At 62.1% G+C, this 22644-nt stretch carries 22 protein-coding genes; 19 read left to right on the top strand and 3 right to left on the bottom strand.

Annotated features, from left to right (window positions below):
• Positions 1-13 precede the first annotated feature (13 nt).
• From CKW30_RS00890 to CKW30_RS00820, 15 genes are all read left to right on the top strand, one after another.
• Positions 14-760 (top strand): sugar transferase, encoded by a 747-nt coding sequence (locus tag CKW30_RS00890; RefSeq protein WP_041478600.1) that lies wholly within the window; start codon positions 14-16, stop codon positions 758-760.
• A complete protein-coding gene (locus CKW30_RS00885) occupies positions 760-1407 on the top strand; it encodes a CpsD/CapB family tyrosine-protein kinase (RefSeq protein ID WP_024012451.1) in 648 nt (215 codons plus the stop codon). The genes CKW30_RS00890 and CKW30_RS00885 overlap by 1 nt, the downstream gene beginning before the upstream one ends.
• 21 nt (positions 1408-1428) lie before the next feature.
• Positions 1429-2451 carry a polysaccharide biosynthesis/export family protein gene (locus CKW30_RS00880; RefSeq protein ID WP_095179536.1) on the top strand — a complete coding sequence of 341 codons (1023 nt, stop codon included), beginning with the start codon at positions 1429-1431 and terminating at the stop codon, positions 2449-2451.
• 16 nt (positions 2452-2467) lie between these two features.
• On the top strand, positions 2468-4060 hold the full coding sequence (locus tag CKW30_RS00875; protein ID WP_095179535.1) for a Wzz/FepE/Etk N-terminal domain-containing protein: 1593 nt from the start codon (positions 2468-2470) through the stop codon (positions 4058-4060).
• Entirely contained in the window at positions 4057-5148 is a 1092-nt protein-coding gene (locus CKW30_RS00870; RefSeq protein WP_095179534.1) for a glycosyltransferase family 4 protein, read from the top strand. Before CKW30_RS00875 ends, CKW30_RS00870 begins: the two co-directional genes overlap by 4 nt.
• The gene (locus CKW30_RS00865) at positions 5145-6515 is read left to right on the top strand and encodes an O-antigen ligase (protein ID WP_095179533.1); all 1371 of its coding nucleotides are present in this window, start codon (positions 5145-5147) and stop codon (positions 6513-6515) included. The genes CKW30_RS00870 and CKW30_RS00865 overlap by 4 nt, the downstream gene beginning before the upstream one ends.
• Positions 6512-7480 carry a glycosyltransferase family 2 protein gene (locus tag CKW30_RS00860; RefSeq protein WP_095179532.1) on the top strand — a complete coding sequence of 323 codons (969 nt, stop codon included), beginning with the start codon at positions 6512-6514 and terminating at the stop codon, positions 7478-7480. The genes CKW30_RS00865 and CKW30_RS00860 overlap by 4 nt, the downstream gene beginning before the upstream one ends.
• Complete coding sequence (locus CKW30_RS00855; protein WP_095179531.1) at positions 7473-8609, top strand: glycosyltransferase family 2 protein; 1137 nt, start codon at positions 7473-7475, stop codon at positions 8607-8609. The genes CKW30_RS00860 and CKW30_RS00855 overlap by 8 nt, the downstream gene beginning before the upstream one ends.
• Positions 8610-8622: 13 nt before the next feature.
• Positions 8623-9624 carry a polysaccharide deacetylase family protein gene (locus CKW30_RS00850; protein WP_041478593.1) on the top strand — a complete coding sequence of 334 codons (1002 nt, stop codon included), beginning with the start codon at positions 8623-8625 and terminating at the stop codon, positions 9622-9624.
• Positions 9621-10925 (top strand): oligosaccharide flippase family protein, encoded by a 1305-nt coding sequence (locus CKW30_RS00845; protein WP_095179530.1) that lies wholly within the window; start codon positions 9621-9623, stop codon positions 10923-10925. Before CKW30_RS00850 ends, CKW30_RS00845 begins: the two co-directional genes overlap by 4 nt.
• On the top strand, positions 10922-12841 hold the full coding sequence (locus CKW30_RS00840; RefSeq protein WP_095179529.1) for a hypothetical protein: 1920 nt from the start codon (positions 10922-10924) through the stop codon (positions 12839-12841). Before CKW30_RS00845 ends, CKW30_RS00840 begins: the two co-directional genes overlap by 4 nt.
• A gap of 68 nt (positions 12842-12909) precedes the next feature.
• Complete coding sequence (locus CKW30_RS00835) at positions 12910-13599, top strand: N-acetyltransferase (protein WP_095179528.1); 690 nt, start codon at positions 12910-12912, stop codon at positions 13597-13599.
• 4 nt (positions 13600-13603) lie between these two features.
• Positions 13604-14791 carry a GNAT family N-acetyltransferase gene (locus tag CKW30_RS00830; protein WP_095179527.1) on the top strand — a complete coding sequence of 396 codons (1188 nt, stop codon included), beginning with the start codon at positions 13604-13606 and terminating at the stop codon, positions 14789-14791.
• The gene (locus CKW30_RS00825; RefSeq protein WP_095179526.1) at positions 14763-15554 is read left to right on the top strand and encodes a carbohydrate deacetylase; all 792 of its coding nucleotides are present in this window, start codon (positions 14763-14765) and stop codon (positions 15552-15554) included. The genes CKW30_RS00830 and CKW30_RS00825 overlap by 29 nt, the downstream gene beginning before the upstream one ends.
• A gap of 57 nt (positions 15555-15611) precedes the next feature.
• Positions 15612-16304, top strand: a complete 693-nt coding sequence (locus tag CKW30_RS00820) for a GNAT family N-acetyltransferase (protein WP_041478587.1) — start codon at positions 15612-15614, stop codon at positions 16302-16304.
• A gap of 126 nt (positions 16305-16430) precedes the next feature.
• On the opposite strand, the gene CKW30_RS00815 is transcribed toward CKW30_RS00820, so the two are convergent.
• Positions 16431-17228: a class I SAM-dependent methyltransferase gene (locus CKW30_RS00815; RefSeq protein ID WP_095179525.1), complete on the bottom strand. Its 798-nt coding sequence runs from the start codon at positions 17226-17228 to the stop codon at positions 16431-16433.
• Between the two features lie 308 nt (positions 17229-17536).
• Here CKW30_RS00815 and CKW30_RS00810 point away from each other — a divergent pair, with 308 nt between their 5' ends.
• Together CKW30_RS00810 and CKW30_RS00805 are read left to right on the top strand one after the other, a co-directional pair.
• The gene (locus CKW30_RS00810) at positions 17537-17728 is read left to right on the top strand and encodes an antitoxin (protein WP_095180272.1); all 192 of its coding nucleotides are present in this window, start codon (positions 17537-17539) and stop codon (positions 17726-17728) included.
• Positions 17718-17987 carry a type II toxin-antitoxin system mRNA interferase toxin, RelE/StbE family gene (locus tag CKW30_RS00805; RefSeq protein WP_082228561.1) on the top strand — a complete coding sequence of 90 codons (270 nt, stop codon included), beginning with the start codon at positions 17718-17720 and terminating at the stop codon, positions 17985-17987. Before CKW30_RS00810 ends, CKW30_RS00805 begins: the two co-directional genes overlap by 11 nt.
• A 72-nt stretch (positions 17988-18059) precedes the next feature.
• On the opposite strand, the gene CKW30_RS00800 is transcribed toward CKW30_RS00805, so the two are convergent.
• The gene (locus CKW30_RS00800) at positions 18060-18959 is read right to left on the bottom strand and encodes a LysR family transcriptional regulator (protein ID WP_041478583.1); all 900 of its coding nucleotides are present in this window, start codon (positions 18957-18959) and stop codon (positions 18060-18062) included.
• 235 nt (positions 18960-19194) lie between these two features.
• Here CKW30_RS00800 and CKW30_RS00795 point away from each other — a divergent pair, with 235 nt between their 5' ends.
• Together CKW30_RS00795 and CKW30_RS00790 are read left to right on the top strand one after the other, a co-directional pair.
• On the top strand, positions 19195-20214 hold the full coding sequence (locus CKW30_RS00795) for an alpha/beta hydrolase (RefSeq protein ID WP_095179524.1): 1020 nt from the start codon (positions 19195-19197) through the stop codon (positions 20212-20214).
• A gap of 108 nt (positions 20215-20322) precedes the next feature.
• Positions 20323-21750 carry a mechanosensitive ion channel family protein gene (locus CKW30_RS00790; RefSeq protein ID WP_073474277.1) on the top strand — a complete coding sequence of 476 codons (1428 nt, stop codon included), beginning with the start codon at positions 20323-20325 and terminating at the stop codon, positions 21748-21750.
• A gap of 224 nt (positions 21751-21974) precedes the next feature.
• Here CKW30_RS00790 and ycaC read toward each other — a convergent pair whose 3' ends face one another.
• Entirely contained in the window at positions 21975-22598 is a 624-nt protein-coding gene (ycaC, locus tag CKW30_RS00785) for an isochorismate family cysteine hydrolase YcaC (RefSeq protein ID WP_016774080.1), read from the bottom strand.
• Positions 22599-22644 lie beyond the last annotated feature (46 nt).

Genomic DNA, 22644 nt, shown 5'->3' with positions numbered 1-22644 from the left:
TGCGGAGGACGCCATGACTGGACATGAAAGAAGTGTGTCGATTGCACAGATGCGCCCTGACAAGCGCGTCGACCCGGAACATCGCATGCGCCTCGACGCAGCGATCCACCGCCAGGGTCGCGGCTGGCTCAGCGGCCGCGATGGCGGCCGCCCATGGCAGCTGTCGCGGACCAACCGGGTGGTCGCCTGCCTCGGCGCGCTGACGATTCTCGTGCTGATCTCGCCAGTGCTGCTGGGCCTGGCCCTGGCCATCAAGCTCACCAGCCCGGGGCCGGTGCTGTTCGTGCAGAAACGCACCGGTTATCGCGGGCGCAAGTTCGGCATGTTCAAGTTCCGCACCATGGTCAGCAACGCCGAAGACCTCAAAGAGTCGCTGCGCCACCTGAACAAGCACGGGGCCGACGCCATCGACTTCAAGATCGACAAGGACCCGCGCGTCACCGGCATCGGCAGTTTTCTGCGGCGCACCAGCCTCGACGAGCTGCCCAATCTGATCAACGTAGTGACCGGCGACATGCGCCTGGTCGGCCCTCGTCCGACCTCGTTCAACGCCTACCGCTACAAGGACAATCACCTCGCGCGTCTGGCGATCTACCCCGGCATGACCGGTCTGTGGCAGATCTCCGGACGCAGCAACATCGACTTCGACCAGCGCGTTGAGTTGGACCTCAGCTACATCGCCGAGCAGAGCCTTCTGCTTGATCTGAAGATTCTGTTGAAAACCCCCTTCAAAGTATTCAGCGGCCACGGAGCAAGCTAATGGACGGTTCAACCAATAAAAGCCTGAGCATCGCCAGCCCCAGCGAATCGAATCTGACTTCGACCGTGCTGGATCTCGATCTGCGCATTCTGTTCCTGACCGCCGCCAACCCCGGCGCCGGCACCACCACCAGCGCTCTGGCACTGGCCAGTCAGCTGGCGCAGATGAGCAGCGGCCAGGTGCTGCTGGTCGACGCCAGCCAGTCGGCGAACAACCTCACCCAGCAGATGAACCTCGGCAAGGAGCGCGGCCTGCGCGACCTGCTGTTCAACCCGGGCAACCCGCCGCTGTTGCAGGACTGCGTGGTGCAGGTCTCGAGCCTGCCCTTCCATGTGCTGCCCAACGGCCGGCCGATCCGCACGCTGGAACACCTGACCGCCGAGCGCCTGAGCCCATTGCTCGACCAGTTGGGCAGCCAGTACCGCTTTGTGGTGATCGACGGCGACGCGGTGTATTCCGCCGCCGACACCCTGGTCATCAGTACTCAGGTCGACGGCGTGGTGTTTGTCGTGCGCGCCGAAGACACCCGCTGGGAAGTCGCCCAGGCCGCTGTGCAACGCCTGACTCAGGCCGGGGCGAAAGTGGTCGGCAGCGTGTTCAACCGGCGTAAGTACTACATGCCCAAATGGCTTTACAAAAACCTGTAAGCGAACGCAAAGGATGACGCCATGAACGCCAGAATGCTTGTCCTGCTGTTGCTGCCGCTTGCGGGCTGCTCCAGCACTTCCGACACCCAGAACATGCCGGTGAATATTCTCACCGCCTCCCCGGCCAACGCCCAGGCGACCGATATGCCGAAGATCGAGCAGACCCTGCGCCCGCAGGATGTGCTGGACGTGATCTTCCATATCAGCACCAGCGGTTCGGACGCCTACCGCGTGCAATCGGGCGACCAGATCGGCCTGAATTTCACCGCCGCCAGCCAGCTCAACGGCAATCAACTGGTGCTGCCCGACGGCACCATCGAACTGCCGGGCGCCAACACCTCGGTGAAAATCGCCGGGCTGACCAGCGAAGAAGCGCGCCAGGAAATCCAGCGCGTGTATCAGCGCAAACAGCTGTTCCAGCCCAACCGCAACCAGCTCACCGTGCAGATCATCAGCCCGCTGAGCAACGAGCAGAACCTGAAAAGCGCCCTCAATCACCCGGCCACCGGCATGAGCCGCGAGATCACCGTCGGCACTGACGGCTACGCGAGTTTTCCGGAAATCGGCGCCGTGCCGCTGCAAGGCATGACCGTCAATCAACTGGAATCGTTCCTCAACAAAAAGTACGCGCAACTGCCGGGCCGCATGACCGTGGACGTGCTGCTCAAGTCCACCGCAGGCAACGAGATCTACGTGCTGGGTGAAGTCGCACAACCGGGCTCGTATCCGATCCGCCGGCCGGTGTCGGTGCTCGAGGCGCTGACCCTGGCGCGCGGTACCAACGTCAAGGCGCGGCTGGATTCGGTGGTGATCATGCGGCGCAACGGCAATCAGGTGAAAGCCGTGCGCTACGACGTCGAAAAAGCGCTGTCCGGCGACGCCCCGCAAATCGCCTACCTGCAACCGGACGACATGCTCTACGTGCCAAAAACCAAACTGGCCAGCGCCGGCGAACTCGCCCGCCAACTGGCTGATGTGGTGCTGTTCCAGGGCGTCGGTTTCAGCTTCGGCTACCGCGTCGACAACAAAGACAGTGACAACTAACTCACAGGTGACCGACATGAACCCCAAGGAAAACTACCTGCATGAGTTCTTCAGGATTTTCTTCGCCAACAAGCAACTGGTGAAGCGCGTCTTCCTGACCTTTGCAGTCATCGCCCTGCTCCTGCCGTTGCTGCTCAAACAGAGCTTCGATATCACCGCGCAGGTCATCGTGCAGTCGAAAAAACTCTCTCAGGGCGACGCCACTACGTCGCTCACGGTGGACAACGCCACCTTCATTCCGCCGTCGCTGGCGGACATGGAAACCGAGAGCAACATCCTCCGCTCGCCAGCACTGATCCGTCAGACCATCAGCGAACTGCGCGACAACGGTGAATACAGCCCGCCACCCGGGGTGTTCGCCAAGTTGCTTGGCGAACCATTCAAGCGCTACGTCTCGACGCCGCTGCGCGAGTACGTGATCAATCCGCTTCGCGACGGGCTCGGCATGGAAACCGATCCGGTACGTGACACCACCCTCGACGCCCTGACCCAGCAAGCCGTCGACAGCCTGAAAATCGAAACCCTGCCCGGTTCCAACGTGATCTCGATCACCTACAGCTTCCCGGATCCGCAGCAAGGCACGACGTTTGTCAGCGCCCTGCTGCAGAACTATCTGGTCAGCCGTCAGGCCCTGCAATCGATCGACTTGCCGCAGTCGTTCTACGAGACCAAAAAGCACCAGTATCAAGTGCGTCTCGATGGCCTGGAAGGTAATCGTCAAGCACTGCTGGAAAATGTCGGCGCAGCGGATCCGAAGGAGGAAATCACCTTCCGCCTCAACGCCATCAACACTGAAGAACAGGCGCTGAACCTGTATCAGGACCGCCTGCTGCAAAGCCAGCGCTGGCTCGAATATCTGAAAACCGCGCTCGCCGCCGCCAGCAGTAGCAAGCTCAACGACTACACCTTCCCCTACACCTTCACCACCACCGTCGACAACGTGGCGTTCGAGGACCGGGAAATCAAACAGATGGGCGAGCAACTGACCAGCCAGGTCAGCCGTTACATGAACGATCTGGCGGTGTTCCAGCCCGGCAGCGAACCGATGCTGTTGACCCGCGAGCAGATCGCCCGCACCCGTCAGCAGTTTCTCAAAGTGGTGAGCAACCGCATCCAGGAACGCACCGCCGACCTGGCCGTGGTCAAGCAGGTGATCGAGCAGAAAACCGCGCGCATCGCCGAGTTCAAGAACCGCATCCGCGACCTGCAGCAGACCCAGAGCAAACTGCGCCAGATGGACACCGAGATCGATGCGCTGCACGCAGCGTTCTCGACCTATGCCCAGCGTTTTGCCGAAAGCAGCACCACGCGCTCGCTCAACGATGACCTGTCCAACGCCCGGGTACTCAGCCCGCCGTTCGAACCGACCGAGGCAGCGTTCCCGAAACCGCTGCTGATCATCCCTTTCGGGCTGTTCACCGGTCTGCTGCTGGCAATCGCGTTCGTCTACGTGCGTGAGTTCTTCGATCACCGCTTCAAGCATCCGGCGCAAATCAGCCATGAGCTGGGCCTGCCGGTGCTGTTGGTGCTCAACGAAGAAACGTCGCAGCCGGGCAATCCGCACAAGAACTGGACCATGCCGAGCCTGGTTCACTGGGTGCGCAATTGAACGCGGTGTCCACCCCAATCGTCGCCCTGCCGATCATTCATTTGCTCAGCAGCGGCGGCTTCTACGGGGCCGAGCGGATGTTGCTGGATCATTGCCTGGCCACGCCGGGGCAGCATCAGGTGCTGTTCCTCGACGCACCGCCTGAGCTGATCTCGCGCTTTCGCGAGGCTGGGGTGGACGCTCGCGCTTGTTCAGGGCCGGGCGAGCTGTTGCGGCACTTGCGTCAGCGCCGTGGCGACAAACCGTTGCTCAACACCCACAACTTCAAAGGCCTGCTGTTCGGCTGGGTCGGCGCCACGCTGTTGCGCCTGCCGCTGGTGATCACTCAGCACGGCTTCACCCCACGCAGTCGCAAGCAGAAGTTCTACACCTGGCTAAGCCTGCAACTGTGCCGCACGGCGTCGGTGAAACGGGTGGTCTGCGTGGCGGAAAGTATCGCCGTGCTGCACCGTCAGGCCAACGTCCGGACGGAGAAGTTGCAGGTGATTCCAAACGGTTTACCAGCGGCGCCAGCGATGCCGTCGCTGGCAGAGCGGCAACGCTGGCTGGCCGGTTACGTCGGGCGGTTGAGCAGCGAGAAAGGCCCGGACCTGTTCCTCGATGCGCTGATCGCACTGTGTCACCAGCATCCGCAACTGGACGCGGTGATGCTCGGTGACGGACCGGAACGCGAGGCCCTTCAGGCGCGCATCGATGCTGCCGGGTTGCAGCAGCGGATTCGCCTGCCGGGCTACCAGACGGCGATGCAAGGCTGGTGGCAGCAACTCGATGCGTTGGTGATCAGCTCGCGCACCGAGGGCACGCCAATGATTCTGCTCGAAGCGATGCAGGCCGGCGTGCCGGTGGTGGCGTTCGCGGTCGGCGGTATTCCCGATGTCCTGCAGGACCGTCACAACGGCCTGCTCGCGGCGCCGACGGATACCGCCGCCCTCGCCCGCCAGCTCGACACCTTGCTGGCCGAACCGAAGCTGGCCGCGCAGTTGCGTGAAAACGCCAGACGCACCCAACAGGAAGGCTACGACCTCAAGGCTTTGGCCGAACGCTGGTCGCAGCTGTACATCCACACGGCACGGGAGACACGCGCATGATTTTCCCGCTCTCGATCGTCAGTCTGTTCGCCCTGGTCAGCCTCGGTTTGCTGGCCAGTCCCTGGCCGTATCTGGCGCCGGGGGCTGTGATTGGCCTGGTCGGTTTCACCGTCCTGTACCGCAAGCCGACATGGGGCCTGCTCGGCATTGCCGCGCTGGTGCCGTTCGAAGGGTTCTTCAAGGACAGTTCAGTGTCGGGAAGCAAGTTGCTCGGCGCCTCCCTGGCGGTAATCGTGATGCTGCAACTGGCGCTGCACCAGATTCCGTCGCAACGCCTTCGCAGCAACCTGTGGCACTGCCTGATCGGCTTCATGGTTCTGTATTTTCTCAGCCTGCTCAATACCGATGACATGGGCATGTCGCTGGGGCATCTGCGCGAACTCAGCGTTGGTCTGGTGCTGTTTGTCATTACCTTGTTGATCGGCCGCGAACTGAACCTCGACCTGTTCGCCCGGCTGGTGACCCTCGCCGTCACCGCGACCTGCGCCATGGCAATGTTCTCGGCGAAGTTTCAGGATCAGGGCCGCGCCGCCGGCCTGCTCGAAGACCCCAACGCCTTCGCTATGCTCATCGCCTTCGCCATTCCTCTGGGTCTGCTGCTGGTGATCCGCAGCCCGAACCTGCTGCACCGCTTGTTCTGGGGCACCTGCTGCCTGCTGTTGCTCGGTGGCATGACCAAGACCGAATCGCGTTCCGGGCTGGTGGTATTGGCGTTGAGCCTGCTCATCGGCATCTGGCACTACCGCGCGCAACTGACCCACATCCGCCCACGGCACCTGGGTTTCGTCATGCTCGGTGCGGCCATCGTGATTCCGCTGGCGATCTACGCCATGCCGGCCGGTTACATGGCGCGGATCCAGTCATTGAGCATCCTCAGCGCCGGCTCCAAGGCGCAGGACGAATCCCTCGGCCGCCGTGCTTCCTACATCGTCGTCGGCGGCCAGATGATCCGCGAACATCCGGTGCTCGGCTCCGGTCCCGGCACCTTCCCACTGCATTACGCGACCACCGGTTACGCCAAGGCGTTTTCCGCCAACCGCAAGATCGGCGATCTGTACCGCCGCGCCCACAACACCTATCTGGAAATCTTCAGCGAACTGGGCGTGCCCGCCGGGCTGTTCTTCGTCGGCATGCTCGGGCTCGGTCTGTACAACCTGATTCGCGCGCGGGCGGCGTGGATGCTGCGCGGTGATGGACATCGGGCGGACATGATGACCCACATGGGGGTGAGCTTTCTGTCGCTGACCCTGTTCCTGATGTTCCTCAGCGCGCCGAACCAGAAATACGTGTGGATCATGCTGGCGCTGACCAGCGTCCTGCGCATCAAGGCCGAGCAGGCGCCACTGACCCCGGAGACGCAGGCATGAAGCGGATCAGCATCGTCATCCCGATGTACAACGAGGCGCGGCACATTGGCCGTACCCTGCTCGCCGCGCAGAAAGCCGCACACGCGGCCAACGTCGAGTGCGAGCTGATCGTGGTCGACAACGGCTCGACCGATCAGGGTCCGCAGATTGCCCGGCAGTTCGGCGCAACCGTGCTGAGCTTGCCGGGGCTGTTGATCGGCGCTCTACGCAATCGCGGCACGGCGATCGCCAGCGGGGAATGGCTGGCCTTCATCGACGCCGACGTGGAAATGCCTGAAACCTGGTTGCAGCCCTTGTTCGACATCCAAGCCAGTGGCCAAGCCGATGTGTTCGGCCTGGATCTGCATACGCCGGCCGAGGCGCCATGGTTCGCCACGGCCTGGCAGCGGCGCACTTCGCAGCCGTCGCACCGCGTCAGCCACAGTGTCGATTGGCTGCCCAGTTCCAACCTGCTGATGCGTCGCGAATGGTTCGACAAGGTCGGCGGTTTCAACGAGGCCCTGCGCACTGGCGAAGACAAGGAATTCACCCTGCGCCTGCACGAACAGGGCGCGCGTCTGCTGTCGGTCAATGACAAGGTCGCGCTGCACTGGGGTTACGAGATGAACTGGCGCGAATGGATGGGCAAGGAAATGTGGCGTCAGGGCAGCCATCTGCAACTGCTGCGCACCCATGGCATGAGCCTGCGCCTGCTGCGCTTTCCAATATTGTCGTTGTTGGTGTGGATCCTCGATTTCCTGGCGATTTCCGCACTGCTAGACGGCTTTCCCCATCACGCGGCGGTGATGGTCACCCTGACCGTGATCCCCGGTCTGGTCCTGAGCGTTCGCCAGAGCATCAAGCACCGCGATCCGATTCTGCTCCTGCAACTGTGGGGCCTGCACTGGCTGCGCCTGCACCTGGCCGGCGCGGCGTTCATTTTGAGTCTGTGTCAATGGAACGCAAGGAGGCCTGCCCGTGGCTGAGTTCATTTTCTGGATGTGCCTGTTGCTGCCGGTCTACGCCTACGTCGGCTACCCGCTGTTGCTGACGATCCTCGCGCCGCTGTTTCCAGCGTGGCGACACACGCCGGCGCCGCCGCTGAACGTCAGCATCGTCATCGCCGCGCACAACGAGGCGCGGCATATCGAGCACAAGTTGCGCACGCTGCTGGCCCAGGATTATCAACCGGCAACGCTGCAGATCATTCTCGCCAGCGACGGCTCTACCGATGACACCGTGGCCTGCGCGCACAAAGTGATTGATCCGCGCATCACCGTGCTTGACCTGCCGCGTCAGGGCAAAGCCGCCACGCTGAATGCCGGCGCGGCCCTGAGCACCGGCGACATTCTGGTGTTTACCGATGCCGACAACCAATGGTCACGCGACACTCTCGGCCACTTGCTCGCGCCGCTGAGCGATCCACAGGTCGGCGCCTGCGCCGGGCACATGGTGATCCCGGTTACTGGTGGCGGCCTGAGCATCGGCGACAGCCTGTACCGGCATTACGAAGGCTGGTTGCGCCGGGTCGAGAATCGCACCGGCTGCATGGTCTCGGCCGACGGCGCCCTGCTCGCCCTGCGCCGCGAGTTGTTCCAGAACGTACCGGCCGAGGTCAACGACGACTTCTTTATCAGCACCTGCGCGCCGGTAGCCGGCAAGCGCATCGTCTACGTGCCCGAAGCGCAAGTGATCGACCATGGCGTCGACGAGGCGGACAAACAGTTTCGCCGCCGGCAGCGCGTCACCGTCGGCGGCCTGCAAAGCCTGGCCCAGCGCCGCGAGCTGCTCAACCCGCTCAAGCATGGCCTGTATTCCCTGGCGTTGATCAGCCACAAATTGATCCGCCGCCTGGCGCCGGTACTCCTGCTGCCATTGCTGCTGAGCAATTGCTGGCTGTGGGACGAGCACGCTTTCTATCGCCTGAGCCTGATCGCGCAACTGTTCGGCTACAGCGTGGCAATTGCCGGGCTGCTGGATGCGCAACACCGCTTGCCGAAACCGTTCCGCCTCGCCGCGTTTCTGCTGGTCACCCTCGCCGGGATGAGTCTCGGCCTGTGGCAGTTCCTGCGCGGTCAGCGGTATGCCCAGTGGAATCCGGAACAGAACCGTTAAGAGGACCGAAGCCATGGCGATCAAACAACTGATAAAAAGCACCAGTGGCTGGCTCTATCTCAACTCGCCGGTGGGCCGTCAGCAGTTGCAGGGCGCGGGGGTGATTCTGATGCTGCACCGCGTGCTGTCCAATGACCGCGCCGCCGACCTGCCGCACCGCAATGAACTGTGCGTCGGACCGAAAGCGTTCGAGCATTTGCTGGTGTGGCTGCGCAAGCATTTCGACTGCGTGCCGCTGATGGAAATTCTCCAGCCCAACGCCCTGCGCAGTGAACGCCCAAGGGTGGCGCTGACCTTTGACGATGGCTGGCGTGACAACGCCGTCAACGCCTTCCCGTTGCTGCAGAAACACCAGGTGCCGGCGAGCATTTTCCTCTCCACCGATTTCATCGGCAGCCGCCAGCGCTTCTGGTGGGAAAGCCTTGGCGAAACCCTATGGGGCAGCCATGGCGATAAAGCACGCATGCACCTGATCGAATGCCTGCATGCGCGCAAACATCCGCTGCCGGTGCTGCTTGATGACATCGATGTCGAGCGCCGCAGCCTGGCGCTGCTGCATTACCTGCAAGGGCTGAAAAGCCTGGCTCCGCAGGAGCTGGAAGAACTCACCGACGAATGCCCGAAGGACTCGCTGCCACAGGCACTGGACTGGCATCAGGTGCGGGCAATGGAAGCCTCCGGTCTGGTGCGGTTCGGCCCGCACGGCGCCAGCCACGCAATCCTCACCGGTCTCGATGATGCGCGCCTGAGCGAAGAAATCCGCCGCAGCCGCGACGCATTGAACAACGGCTGCAACCGACCTCTACCGGTCTATTGCTACCCCAACGGCGACAACGATGATCGCGTTCGCCAGCAGGTCGCGGACCACGATTACCCGTTTGCGCTGGGCACCGGCACCGGGATCTATCGCGGCGACGGCGATCCGCTGAACCTGCCGCGTTTCGGCGTCAGCCAGCGCACCGCGCGCCATCCGCAATTGCTGTCGTGGCGGATCTACCGGGGAGCGCGGCCATGAGCCGAGGCAACTACCTCAAGCACCTCGCGTTGAGCATGGGCACCAAGCTGGCGATGATCGCCTTGCGTTTGCTGCGCAACGTCCTGCTCGCGCGGATTCTCGGCCCCAGCGAACGCGGCCTGTTCGCCCTGCTCAGCACCCTGCCTGACCTGATCAGCGCGGCCACCAGCGGCGGTTTGAATTCGGCGGTCGGTTATCAGGCGGCCAAGCAGCGGCCGATGGGTTTGCTGCTCAGCCAGGTGCTGGTGTTCGGTTGTTTGCTGGCCGGTTTGCTGACTTTGCTGGTGGTGGCGTTGGTGCGCGAATTTGGCACGCAACTGGACGTGACCATGCAACTGGGCCTGCTCGCCTGGCTGTTGCTGCTGGCGGTGCCGTTGACCGTGTTGAAAAGCGGCCTGCTGACCCTGCACAACGCCTCGGGTGGCGTGGTCGCATTCAACGTCTTGCGCCTGATCGAATCGCTGGCGCCGCTGTTGCTGTTCGTCGCACTGTTCTGGATGTGGCAGAGCGCGGCGTTGGAGGCAGCGCTGATCAGTTGGCTGGCCGGTATCAGTCTGGTGGTGCTCGCCGGTTGGGTCTGGCTGAAGCGGGCGCAGCCATTGCAGCTGCAATGGGATCGCGCCAGCCAGAAGGAGCTGCTGCGCTACAGCGCGCGCAGCCATCCCGATCTGCTGTTCCAGCAAGTGATTTTGCGCTCCGATTACCTGTTCATCGGCGCCCTGCTCGGCAGCACCGCGCTGGGCCATTACGCCATGGCCAGCGCTGCTGCCGAATTGCTGTTGATCGTCCCCGAAGCGGTGACTACGCCCCTGATGAAACGCCTGCTGCAACAGGATGAAGGCATGGACAAGGTCACTCCGCTGGCGCTGCGCCTGACCGCGACGGTGATGCTCGGCGCCTGTTTGAGCATGGCCGTGATCGGCGAGTGGTTGATCGTCACCCTGTTTGGCGCTGCCTACCAACCGGCGTACCCGGCGCTGCTGGCGTTGCTGCCGGGGCTGTTGGGTCTGTGCTACGCGAGCATTCTGCGCCTGGACCTGCTGGGCAAGAATCGCCCCGGCTCGGTGTCGTTGTTGATGGGCCTGGGCGCGCTGCTCAATCTGGCGCTGAACCTGGTGCTGATTCCGGCCTACGGCATCGTCGGCGCCGCCGCCGCATCATCGATCGCCTATCTGGCGGTGACCGTGGCCATGCTCGTGCTGTATTGCCGTTTGAGCGCTGTGCCGTTCTGGCAAACCCTGATCATCCTGCCCCGCGACGTGCTGCCGATGTGGTCGATGCTGCAGAGGAAACCCGCATGAAAGGCTGGTACCTGCTGTTCGGTCTCGGCCTGTCGCTGGACGCTTTGGCGGCGTCGATGCGCTGGGGCGAGATTCGTGACGGCAGTCTGTTTCTGCAAACCGATCAGCCTGACAGCGTGACCGTGCGCTGGACCCCGGCGTGGCAAGCGGATGCCAACGAAGAGCAACTGTACCTGCTCGACGGTCGCGGCAAATTGCTCGGCGAACGCTTGATCAAGGCCAGCGAAACCCGTGGCAGCCAGACCTGGCCGCTGCTGCCCGGCGCGGCGAGTTATCGACTGGAAATTCCCGGCTACAGCTTCCGCCACTACCGCATCGAACACGATGAACGCACCGTTGCCCTGTTTGCCCCGGCCAAAGTGCACTTCAGTGCCGAAAGCAAAAATGGCGACGTGCTGTATTTCAAACTCGCGGCCGGTGAGCATGCAGTGCTCGCCGGCAAGTTTCACGGCGGCGTCACCGCGCTACAGGCGCAGCGGATCGGCGACCACCAGGCGCTGACTCTCGCACTAAAGCCCTATCGCGCCTATTGGCAGTTCGATCAGGTCGCGTTGCCAGTCAGCCCCCGCGAGCAGGTCTGGCGCCTGCAACTGCAGGGCAGCGGCAAAGCGGCGTTCTGGCTTGATGGCACGACTAATCTGTTTGCGCAGAATCCGCAGCAACTGCAACCGCTGCGCGAAGACGTCGGAGATGTCCGGCTGGTGCTGCATGACAAAGTCCTCGGGCGCACGCCGGATCTCGGTATTGCCCTGCCCTACGTGATGCCGCCCGCAGCCAGCCACGCGCTGCTCGATGCGCTGAAGCCGACGGCGGCGAGCTATTACAGTTTCGTCGACGTCACGGCGCAGAACCCGCAATTCGAAGACGCATTCCGCCGGGTCTATCAGCAGCGCTTCGGCATTCGCAACGACATCACCCTGCTGGCCGGCAGTCAGCGCCAGGCCGATCTGCGCGCCGACGTGCAGAGCAACAGCGGCCTCGACGCCTGGCTGGCGAGCACCCGCGCGCTGGGCGGCAATGGCACGCATTACATCGGCTTTGCCGACGAACCCAATCTCAACTATTCCAGCTACGGGCAATATCAGGCGATTTTCACCAGCATGGCCCGTCAGGTGCGCAGCGACCCGGCGAATGCCCGCGCCGGTGTGCGCATCGCCATGCCGGCCAGTTCGCGACTGGTCAACGGCCCGTTCGCCGATAACGCGGCGGACAAGCGCGGAATCGATTGGGCACGGCGCCTGCTCAGCGAGTCAGCCGATCAGGTCGATGCACTGGCCTGGCATGAATGGATGATTCGCGATCTGCTCGCCACCCGCGTCTACCGCGACAGCGTACGCCGTGCCGCCGAACTGGTCGGCCGCGACGCCAATGGTCAGCCGCGCAAGGCCTTGCTTCTCGATCAGACCAACCTGTCCAGCGGCTCCAGCCTCAGCCCCTACGATCAGGAAACCCACTACACCTCGCTGTGGTGGGCCTCAGTGGTGATCAATGCCTCCCAGGACGGCTTGCTGAGCATGCTCAACTGGTTTCAGGCCGCCGATGAACCGCAATACCCAAAGGGCATGTTGCGCATATTGGGCGAGGATCGCTTCGAGCTGAAACCGGTCGGCCTGGCCCAGCAATTCATCGCCCGCCACTGGCTGCACCAGGTGCTGCAACTGGACAACGATGCCTTTGAGGTGGATGTGCTGGCGATGGCCGGCGACGAGCAGCGCACGTTGCTCGGAGTGAACAAAGGTACGCGCCTGCAACGCGTCGATCTGAGCGGCGCCCGATGCCCGCTCAACCATGGCGCCCTGCGTTACTTCGGCGCCGACAATCGCAGCCGCGACGCACCGTTTGCCTGCGACAACGGGCGCGTGCGTTTCGAACTGCCGGGGCAAACCCTGTTTGCCCTGAGCTGGAGCGCTTCATGAGCCGCCCTTCGATGCTCTGCCGCGTGGGCTTGATGCCGCGCATGGCACCCTCATCAGGAGAAGAGACCATGGATGTTTTGCAAAAACTCAGCGGACATATTCGTCGTAAAGGCCTGCGAGCGACCTTGGGCAAGATCCGCAAACTGTACATTTTTTCCCATCAGCAACTGCTGTGGATGGAGCGCGACCTGGTCAGCCCGGTGCCGCCGCACAAGCTCAAACCCTATCCGCCGCTGCGCGTGGTCAGGATCACCGCGGACAACGCCAGCGCTTTCGCGCGTTACTTTGGCGACCGTGTCGGCACGATGGCCGAGCTGGCCAAAGAGGGCCACACCGGGCACATGCATGTCGACGAGCAAGGCGATGCTGTGGCGTTTATCTGGGGCACGCCGCGCAGTTATTTCGATCGGCACTACTACGGCTGCCGATTCCCGGTGAAGCCCGGCGAGTTCTTCGAGTTCGGCGGCGAACTGGCCCGGGCCTACTGGGGGACAGAGCTGTCGGTGGACCTGCAATTGCGCCTGTGGGAAGCCATGGCCGCCCAGGGCTGCCGAAAAGTGGTCGATGTCTGTGAGTCGACCAACATCCCGGCACTCAAGCTGCATCTGCGCATGAGCTATACCGAACAACGGCGGATCATGAATATCTACACGCTGTTCGGCCGCTGGCGCTTCTATCGCGAAACCCGCTACAGCGGTTCGCGCCTGGCGGCGCTGGGTAAAACTTCCCGTCCACCTGTCAATGCAACGGCGGCTTGAACCTATGGTGATGCGATTCGAATGGCGCACGTCCCTGTGCGCCGCCGACTTCCCGGCAACCGCGTATGAAACGCTGCGCCTGGGCGTGACCGACCATACGCCGTTCAACAATCTCGGCTGGTTATGTGCGGCGGAACAGGCTCTGGGTGAGGATCAGCGCCTGCACATTCTGCTCGGTTGGGAAGCCGCAGAACTACGCCTGTGCCTGCCGCTGGTAGCCAGCCGCGAGCGCTTCGCCGGCGTGCCGTTTCGGGTCTTGCATCACTTGGGTTATCCGCTGGCTGATCGTCTGGCCCTGCTGTCGTTGCTCGGCGGCGCGGACATGCACGAGGCGCTGCTGTTGATTCGCCAGCGCCTGCCCCATGCGCTGCTGCAACTCAATGAGTTGTCGGAGCCTGCGGGTGAAGAAAGTGCCGTCACCGCATGGATGGCGCGCAGTTCTACGGCCGAGCGACGCCTGAGCTGCCGGGTGCCAGTGCATCTGATCAGCGAAGCCGACCATCAGGAAGTCTCCGGCGACCCGCGCTACAAACTGCGCCGGGCACGCAAACGGATTGCCGCGTGCGGTGCGCAGATCCGCCGGATTACCCCGGATGCGCTGAGCATGGCTGCCTTGTTGCAGACCATCAGCGAAGTCGAGGCGGTGAGCTGGAAAGGCGATGAAGGCGTCGGGATTTTCGCCACACCGCGCAGTCGCCAATGGATCGAACGCGCCTTCACCGCCCTCGCCGGCCAAGGCATGGTACGCGTGGTGATGCTCGAGCTGAACGGCCGCTGCATCAGCTATCGCCTCGGCCTGCTCGAACAGGGCCGGCTCTACGATTACAACCTCGCCTTCCTGCCGCAGTACGCCGATCTCGGCAGTGGCCGGGTGTTGCTGGAGGAATGGATTCGCTGGGGCCTGGACGAGCACTGGCGCTGGATCGATGCCTCGCGGGTCAGCCTGGAAAACTCCAGCCATCAACTGCACGAACGCATGACCGGGCAATTGGAACACTGGCGCTGGAGTTTCTATTCGTGGCGCCCAAGTGGGCTGGCATTGGGTCTGGCGCTGCGCATCTGGTATCGCTGCAAGCCCGCCGTGCAGCAGTGGCGCACCAGGCGCGCCAACAAAAAATCTGCAGCACTGGTGCAACCTGTCGCAATCACTCCGGAGGGCGGCCATGCCTCGCCAAGTCATAGTCAACGCTGATGACTTCGGTCTCAGCGCCAATGAAAACGCAGTGATCTTCGCTGCCTTCCAGGCCGGCCTGATCAGCTCGGCCACGGCCATGGCCAACATGCCGGCGTTCGAAGCTGCCTGCACCATGGCGCGCCATCCGGCGCTGCAAGGTCGGATCGGCTTGCACTTCAACCTGACCTATGGACGCCCGCTGAGCCAAGCGATCCTGGGGCGGCGGACCTTTTGCGATGGCAACGGCGTGTTCGACCTCAACCTGCCCCGCCACAGCCTGTGGCTGAGTCGCGCAGACCGTGACGCGGTGCGCGCCGAGTTACAGGCGCAGTGGCAACGCTGCGTCGATCACGGCATGCGCCCGAGCCATATCGACTCGCACCAGCACGTACACAACATCTGGCCGATCGGCGAAGTCGTCGCGAAGTTTGCCGCCGAGCAAGGCGTACCGATTCGGCTGGCGCGCAACCTCGGGCACAACCTCACGCTGCCCAAGCGCCTATTCAAGGGTTTGCTCAATGGCCGTTTGCAGAGTCTGGCGCGGGTCACCGCCGATTACGTCTGCACCCCGGTGGACCTGCGCAATGCCAGCGTCCCCAGCGACGGCGTGCTGGAAATCGTCGCCCACCCGACCCGCCTCGGCGTCGATTTCGGTGATGCCTATCTCGACTCCGGCGAGTCTTTGAGCGAGGTAATCGAACAGGGTTTGAGAGGCGTCGCGCGAGTCTCGTATGCCGACCTCAATCGAGAGGAAACGCAGGGCGCTACGGCGCTCGAATGAATCACCGCTGTAACGACACTCACCACAACATCCGGGCAAAGACCCTGGAGGGGCATCATGAGCATCATCACCAAAGTGCAAGATCGCATCAGACAGAAAGGCCTGGGCCGCACCGTCGGCACGTTGTGGAAACGCTACGTGTTCTTCCACTGGGAACTGCTGTGGATGGAGCGCGACCTGGTCAGCCCGGTGCCGCCACACAAACTGCGCCCGTATGAAGGCCTGCGCAAAGTCGACATCACCCCGGAGAACGCCGTGGCGTTCAGCAAACACTTCGGCGACCGAGTCGGCACCATGGCCGAACTGGCTGCCGAGGGCCACACCGGGCACATGTACCTCGACGCCGATGGCCACGCCGTGGGCTTTATCTGGGGCAGCATTCGCGACTACCACGACCGCCACTATTACGGCTGCACCTTCCCGGTCAAACCCGGCGAGTTCTTCGAATTCGGCGGCGAAATGATCCGTGCCTACTTCGGCAGCAGCCTGTCGGTGGACGTGCAGGTTGCACTGTGGCAAGCGATGGCGGCGCAGGGTTGCACCAAGGTGGTCGACGTTTGCGAAACCCACAACATCCCGGCGCTTAAACTGCATATCCGCATGGGTTATCAGGAACAGGGCCGGGTGACCCACGTTTACTGCCTGTTCGGCCGCTGGAAATTCTTCCGCGAAACCCGCTATGAAGGCTCACGCCTGGATCCGCTGCGCAAACCGGGCCGGCCGGTGGTAAGTGCCGCGGCCCAGGCTTGATCCGGCCTTGTGAAATGTGGCGGTCGCAAGGCCGCCATCGCGAGCAGGCTCGCTCCCACATTGGGATGCGTTTCCCTGTGGGAGCGAGCCTGCTCGCGAAGAGGCCAGCCGTCGCAAAAAAGGTTCTCAGGCCTTGCTTGCCACCAGGCTAAAGCACATCGGCAGCTGCGCCTGCTGGTTCAGGTAGCAGTCATACACCTCTTCCCGGTTCGAATGCGCATATTCCTGAAAATCCACAATGCTCAGCCCCGCTCCAATGGCGCCGCTGAAGATCGCGCCCAGCGTATGCACGAACCAGTACGACTTTGCCGCCGGCTGCTCGACTTTACCTACGTAAACGATCGGCTCTTGCTGCACAAACGGCTCGGCACGGAAATACGAGCTGGCGAGGCGGTAGGGATCTTCAGCCTGCGGATCAACCATTTCCAGAAACGGATGGGTTTCGTAGATCACCAGCTTGCCGCCCGGCTTCAGCACCTGCGCGACATGACGGAAGAATTCGCCGATGTCAGGCATCCAGTTGAGTACCCCGATGGTGATCAGGGCGACGTCGAAGCGGTTATGCAGCGATGCGGGCAGATGGTGGATGTCGCTCTCGACGAATTCGGCATTGTGCGGCGAGCGGCTGTTGAGCTCGCGGGCCTGCTCAAGAAACGCGGCCGATTGATCGACGCCGACGACACTGCGCGCACCCAGCGCAAACAGCGACAGGCTCTCCCGACCGTTATTGCAGCCCAGTTGAATCACGTCTTTGCCGTCGACGTCCAGCAAGCCACGCAAGGTGTCGTCAAGGCAGCAAAACTCCCCCTGCGCAACATCGCTGAGCAATGCCTGCCAGTCCGGTGAATCCTGATGATGACGGGCGGAATCGTTCCACGCCTGTCGATTGCTTTCGATGGCGGTTTTGGGGTTGGGCACTTCCATGGCGCTACTCCGGGTGAGGCTCGTGATTGAGCGGCGTGAGTGTAGAACAGACGCGGGGTGGCGGTTGTTCCAATGTTGTAATCACACTGCGCAGTCCTCTTCAGCGAGTCCTACAGAAAAAGGAAGGAACTCGAGAAACCCCAACCGTTTTCCTACATCTTCCGTCGGTTGGCCGCCGGAAGCGCTCAGTCTAGGATTTGTCGAACTACAAGTACTCATGGAGCTCGACCAAGATGCAGTTCATCCAGACAACGACGACAGCAATCCCTGTACCGAATAGACTGCCAGGCATTGATCCCGGAGGCACTATGGACGGCAAAATCTTTCCCGACGATTCAGGGTTTGAAAGCGACGAGCAGGCTGCCAGTCATGATCGCTGGTTGCGAGCCAAGGTGCAGGCGTCCAGAGATGATCCCCATCCGAGTCTCCCCCATGAGGACGTGATGGCGGACATGCATGCCTTGATCGAATCCATGCGAAAAAAGGCCGATGCAGATTGAGTGGCGGCCCGAAGCCAAGGCCGATCTTTCGAACATCCTCAGATACATTGGCGAGAGAAACTTTGCAGCCGCAGTGAGTCTCTCGAAATCCATCGAAGAATCCACAACCTCACTCTCCGTTCATCCCCATCTCTACCGTAAAGGTCGATCTCCCGGCACCCGGGAAATCGTTGTACATCCTAACTACGTAGTGATTTATGAGGTGACGGATCGAATCGAGATACTTAGCGTTTTGCATACCCGACAGGAATATCCATAAAGACATCGCAGGAAAAAACGGTAGGACGTTCGCCCGATCGATAACACGCCGTTTGCCCAGTAGGCCCCACTATCAAAGATTCACATGACTCTGGTTAAGCCGCTCACGCAAAAACTCCACCAGCGCCTGTACCGGCCGCGAAGCCTGGCGATGCTGCGGATAAACCGCTGACAGGGTCAGTGGCTCCGGGCGTAAATCATCCAGCACGGGCACGAGGCGCCCATCCTTCAGCGCCGCACCGACGATGAAGGTCGGCAGATAGGTAATGCCCATCCCCTGCACCGCTGCGTCCCGCAGCAGTTCGCCGTTGTTGACGCGCATGCGGCCGGCGACGTTGATCAGCAGCGGTTTGCCCGGCGCTTCGTTGAAACGCCATTGCACCGAGCGCCCGTGGCCGTAAGGCAGGCAGTCGTGGCTGTGCAGGTCTTCGGGTTTGAGTGGTGTGCCGCGTTCGGCGAGGTAGGCCGGGCTGGCGCAGTAGACCCGTTCGATGCTGGCGATACGTCGGGCGATCAATGTCGAGTCCTCCAGCACGCCGATGCGCAGGGCCAGGTCGTAGCCTTCGCCGAGCAGGTCGACCGGGCGATCGCTCAGATCCACCTCAACGGTGACTTCGCGATAACGCTGCAGGAATAGCGGTAGCAGACAACCCAGATGCGCCACGGCAAACGACAACGGCGCGCTCAGGCGAATCGTGCCGCGCGGCTCGGCGGTTTCGCCGGCGATGCCCTGCTCGACCTGTTCCACCTCACCCAACAAGCGCAACGCCGATTCGTAATAGCTCTGCCCCAGCGGGGTGACGTCGAGGCGGCGGGTCGAGCGATTCAACAAGCGCACACCGAGGCGCTCTTCCAGTTGCATCAAACGGCGGCTGACGAACTGCTTGGACAGCCCCAACTGATCGGCCGCGGCGGTGAAGCTGCCGGAGTCCATGACCTGGCAAAAAATACGCATGTCTTCGAACGGGTTCATTGTCACTCTCTGGTGGACAGTTAAACGCTTTATAGCCGCTTTTTCGCTTTTCAGCAGCCCATTAATCTGTGCTCACGGTTTGAAAACAACCCTGAACACAAAGAGCTGCCGAAGGCAGCCATCTGATCGTTGGGACGCGGAGCGTCCCCGGCTGCATTCCCACGCAGAGCGTGGGAACGATCAGATCGCAGCCTTCGACAGCTCCTACATCACACATTCAAAAATGGAATTGAACATGAGCATCAAGAAAACCCTCGCCGCATCCCTCCTCGCCCTGTCCGTCAGCAGCGCTTTCGCCGCTGGCAGTCCAGGCGTCGAACACAACACCCAAGCGTTCCTCGATGCCCTCGCCGCTGGCGGTGGTCGTCCGCTGGAGCAACTGAGCCCGAAGGACGCCCGTGCAGTGCTGACTGGTGCCCAAGCTTCGGTAAAGGTTGATCTGTCCGGCGTGGAAGTCAGCGACAAGGCGATCAAGGTCGACGGCCAGACCATCAACCTGAAAGTGGTGCGCCCGGCCAAGGTCAAAGGCGAGTTGCCGGTGTTCATGTTCTTCCACGGTGGCGGCTGGGTGCTGGGTGACTTCCCGACGCACCAGCGCCTGATCCGTGATCTGGTGGTCGGCTCTGGCGCTGTTGCGGTGTATGTCGATTACACGCCATCGCCGGAAGCGCAGTACCCGACCGCGATCAATCAGGCTTACGCCGCGACGAAATGGGTGGCCGAGCACGGCAAGGACATCGGTGTCGATGGCAAACGTCTGGCGGTGGCCGGCAACAGCGTCGGCGGCAACATGGCGGCGGTCGTGGCGTTGATGGCCAAGGAGCAGAAAACCCCTGCCCTGCGCTTCCAGCTGTTGATGTGGCCGGTGACCAATGCGCAATTCGACGACGGTTCTTACCAGCAATTTGCCGAGGGACACTTCCTTACCAAGGGCATGATGCAGTGGTTCTGGGACAACTACACAACCAACCCGGCCGAGCGTGCGCAGATCCATGCCTCGCCGCTCAAAGCCAGCGCCGAACAGCTCAAGGGCCTGCCCGCTGCGCTGGTGCAGACCGCCGAGTTCGACGTGCTGCGTGACGAAGGCGAAGGCTATGCGCGGCATCTGGATGCAGCCGGCGTGCCGGTGACTTCGGTGCGCTACAACGGGATGATTCATGACTTCGGCCTGCTCAATCCGCTGAGCCAGATTCCGGAAGTCAAAGCGGCGGTGCGTCAGGCGGCGGCTGAACTGAAGACTCATCTGAATCCATAAAAGCGAAAGATCGCAGCCTGCGGCAGCTCCTATAGGAAAACGCATTCCAAAGTAGAAGCTGTCGCAGGCTGCGATCTTTTCATTTGCAGCCATTGCGGAGCTTCGGTCATGACTCTTTTCTACGCCCACCTGCTGTCCTGGAGCGCCGTCCTGTTGCTGCTCGACGCCGCGCTCTGGCATTTCTCGCCCTTCAGCCATCGCGCGCCGCGAGTCGGTGTGCGTCTGGCACTGTTTCTGGCATTCAGCGCGCTGGTGATCAACGCCGGTGTCAGCCCGTTGCAGGCGCCGCTTTTCGCTGATGATCGCGTGGCACAACTGGGGGCGACGGCGCTGGGGATTCTCTGGTGGTTGTACGCAGCACGGGTGCTGACCGAAGTGATCGGCCTGGCGCTGATGCGCCGCATCGGTCACAGCGGTCGCTTGCTGCAGGATGTCATCGGTGCGCTGGTGTTTCTGGTCGCGATTGTCGCGGCGGCCGGTTACGTGCTGGAGCTGCCGGTCAAAGGTCTGCTGGCCACCTCCGGGGTGGTCGCGATCGTGGTCGGTCTGGCGCTGCAAAGCACCCTCGCCGATGTGTTTTCCGGCATCGTCCTCAACACCACCAAGCCGTATCAGGTGGACGATCTGGTGATGATCGACGGCGTCGAAGGCAAGGTCTTCGATATCGACTGGCGCGCCACGCACCTGCTGACCAGCGCCGGCACCATGGCCGTAGTACCGAACTCGGTGGCGGCCAAGGCGAAAATCGTCAATCTCAGCCGGCCGAGCAACATGCACGGTGTCTCGATCAGTATCAAAGTGCCGAACCACATTCGTCCGCGTCGGGTATTGGATGCCCTTGATCGCACTCTGCAGGGCAGCAGTTCGCTGTTGCTCAGCCCGGCGCCGAAAGCCGTACTCAAAGAAGCCGGCGAAACCATGTCGGAATACGTTGCCAGCGGTTTCATCGCTGAGCTGGGCAAGAAGAGCGAAGTGCGCAATCAACTGTTCGACCTCGCCCATCGCCATCTCGAAGCCGCAGGTATTTCGCGCCATCCCGACGGCGTGATCGAACCGTCGAGCCGCGCCCGTGCGTTGCTGGATGAGGTGAAGATTTTCCGCTCGCTGAGCAGTGAAGAGCGCGATCGCCTGGCTGAGTCGATGGTCGCGCAGCAGTACACGGCCGGTCAGGTGGTGCTGGATCTGGACGAGGTGCCGGACAGTCTGTTCGTGATCGCCACGGGCGTGGTCAGCGCGACGGTGCCGGACGGCAATGGCCAGACCGAGGCCGGGCGCATGGGGCCGAGCGAAGTCATGGGCGAACAGAGCATTCTTGCCGATACACCGTCGCAGGCGACGTTCACGGCGCTGACGTCGAGCATCATCTATCGTCTCGACAAACAGTTGACCCGTGAGTGCATGGACAAGCGCAGCGAAGTCGGCCGGGCCTTGAACAAGTTGCAGGCGGTGCGTCAGCAGAACAGTCGCCTCGCGCTGATGGCCAAACCGGTGGCGGTGAAAAAAGGTGGTTTTTTGGGGTGGTTGCAAAAACGCTGATCTGAAACTTTGAAGATCAAAAGCTCACCCCCTCATCGGAACGCCGCCCGCCCAGCCCTCTCCCCCTAAGGGGGCGAGGGGGGAAAGGGAGCCGATCTCCATGCGTTTCAAGAGCGGAGCTCGGCTCGGTATTGCAGGTCGATGCAACTCTAGCAAACAACGCGGTCAGTCCCCTCTCCCTCCGGGAGAGGGCTAGGGTGAGGGGCTTTTGACTTTCGACCAGATTACTTGGCAGTGAACTTGGTATAGCTGTTGATCAGGTTGCGATAGTTAGGCAGACGCTCGGACAGCAGATGCGCCAGACCTTCCATGTCGTTGCGCCAGTCGCCTTGCAGCTCGCAAGCCACAGCGAACCAGTTCATCAGGTGTGCACCGGCGGCCGACATCCGCGCCCACGCCGCTTGTTGCACGGTGGTGTTGAAGGTACCCGACGAGTCGGTAACAACAAACACTTCAAAGCCTTCAGCAATCGCCGACAGGGTCGGGAAAGCTACGCAAACGTCGGTCACTACACCGGCGATGATCAGTTGCTTGCGGCCGGTGGCTTTGATCGCCTTGACGAAGTCTTCGTTGTCCCAGGCGTTGATCTGGCCTGGACGCTGAATGAACGGCGCGTCAGGGAATTGCTCAAGCAGCTCGGGCACGATCGGGCCGTTGGGACCCGCGTCGAAGCTGGTCGTCAGAATGGTCGGCAGCTTGAAGAACTTGGCGATGTCGCCCAGTGCCAGCACGTTGTTCTTGAACTCGTTCGGCGAGAAATCCTGCACCAGCGAGATCAGACCGGTCTGGTGATCGACCAGCAGGACGACGGCATCATCTTTGTTCAGACGCTTGTAAGGAACGCTCATGGCAAAACTCCTGGATGGATGGTTGTTGCGGGAAGCGCCGGCCCTG

Origin of the sequence: Pseudomonas sp. Irchel 3F6 (genome assembly GCF_900187595.1) — a bacterium.
Classification (GTDB): domain Bacteria; phylum Pseudomonadota; class Gammaproteobacteria; order Pseudomonadales; family Pseudomonadaceae; genus Aquipseudomonas; species Aquipseudomonas siliginis.
The sequence above is the reverse complement of the archived record's forward strand: the minus strand, read 5'-3'. Positions and strand labels throughout refer to the sequence as shown.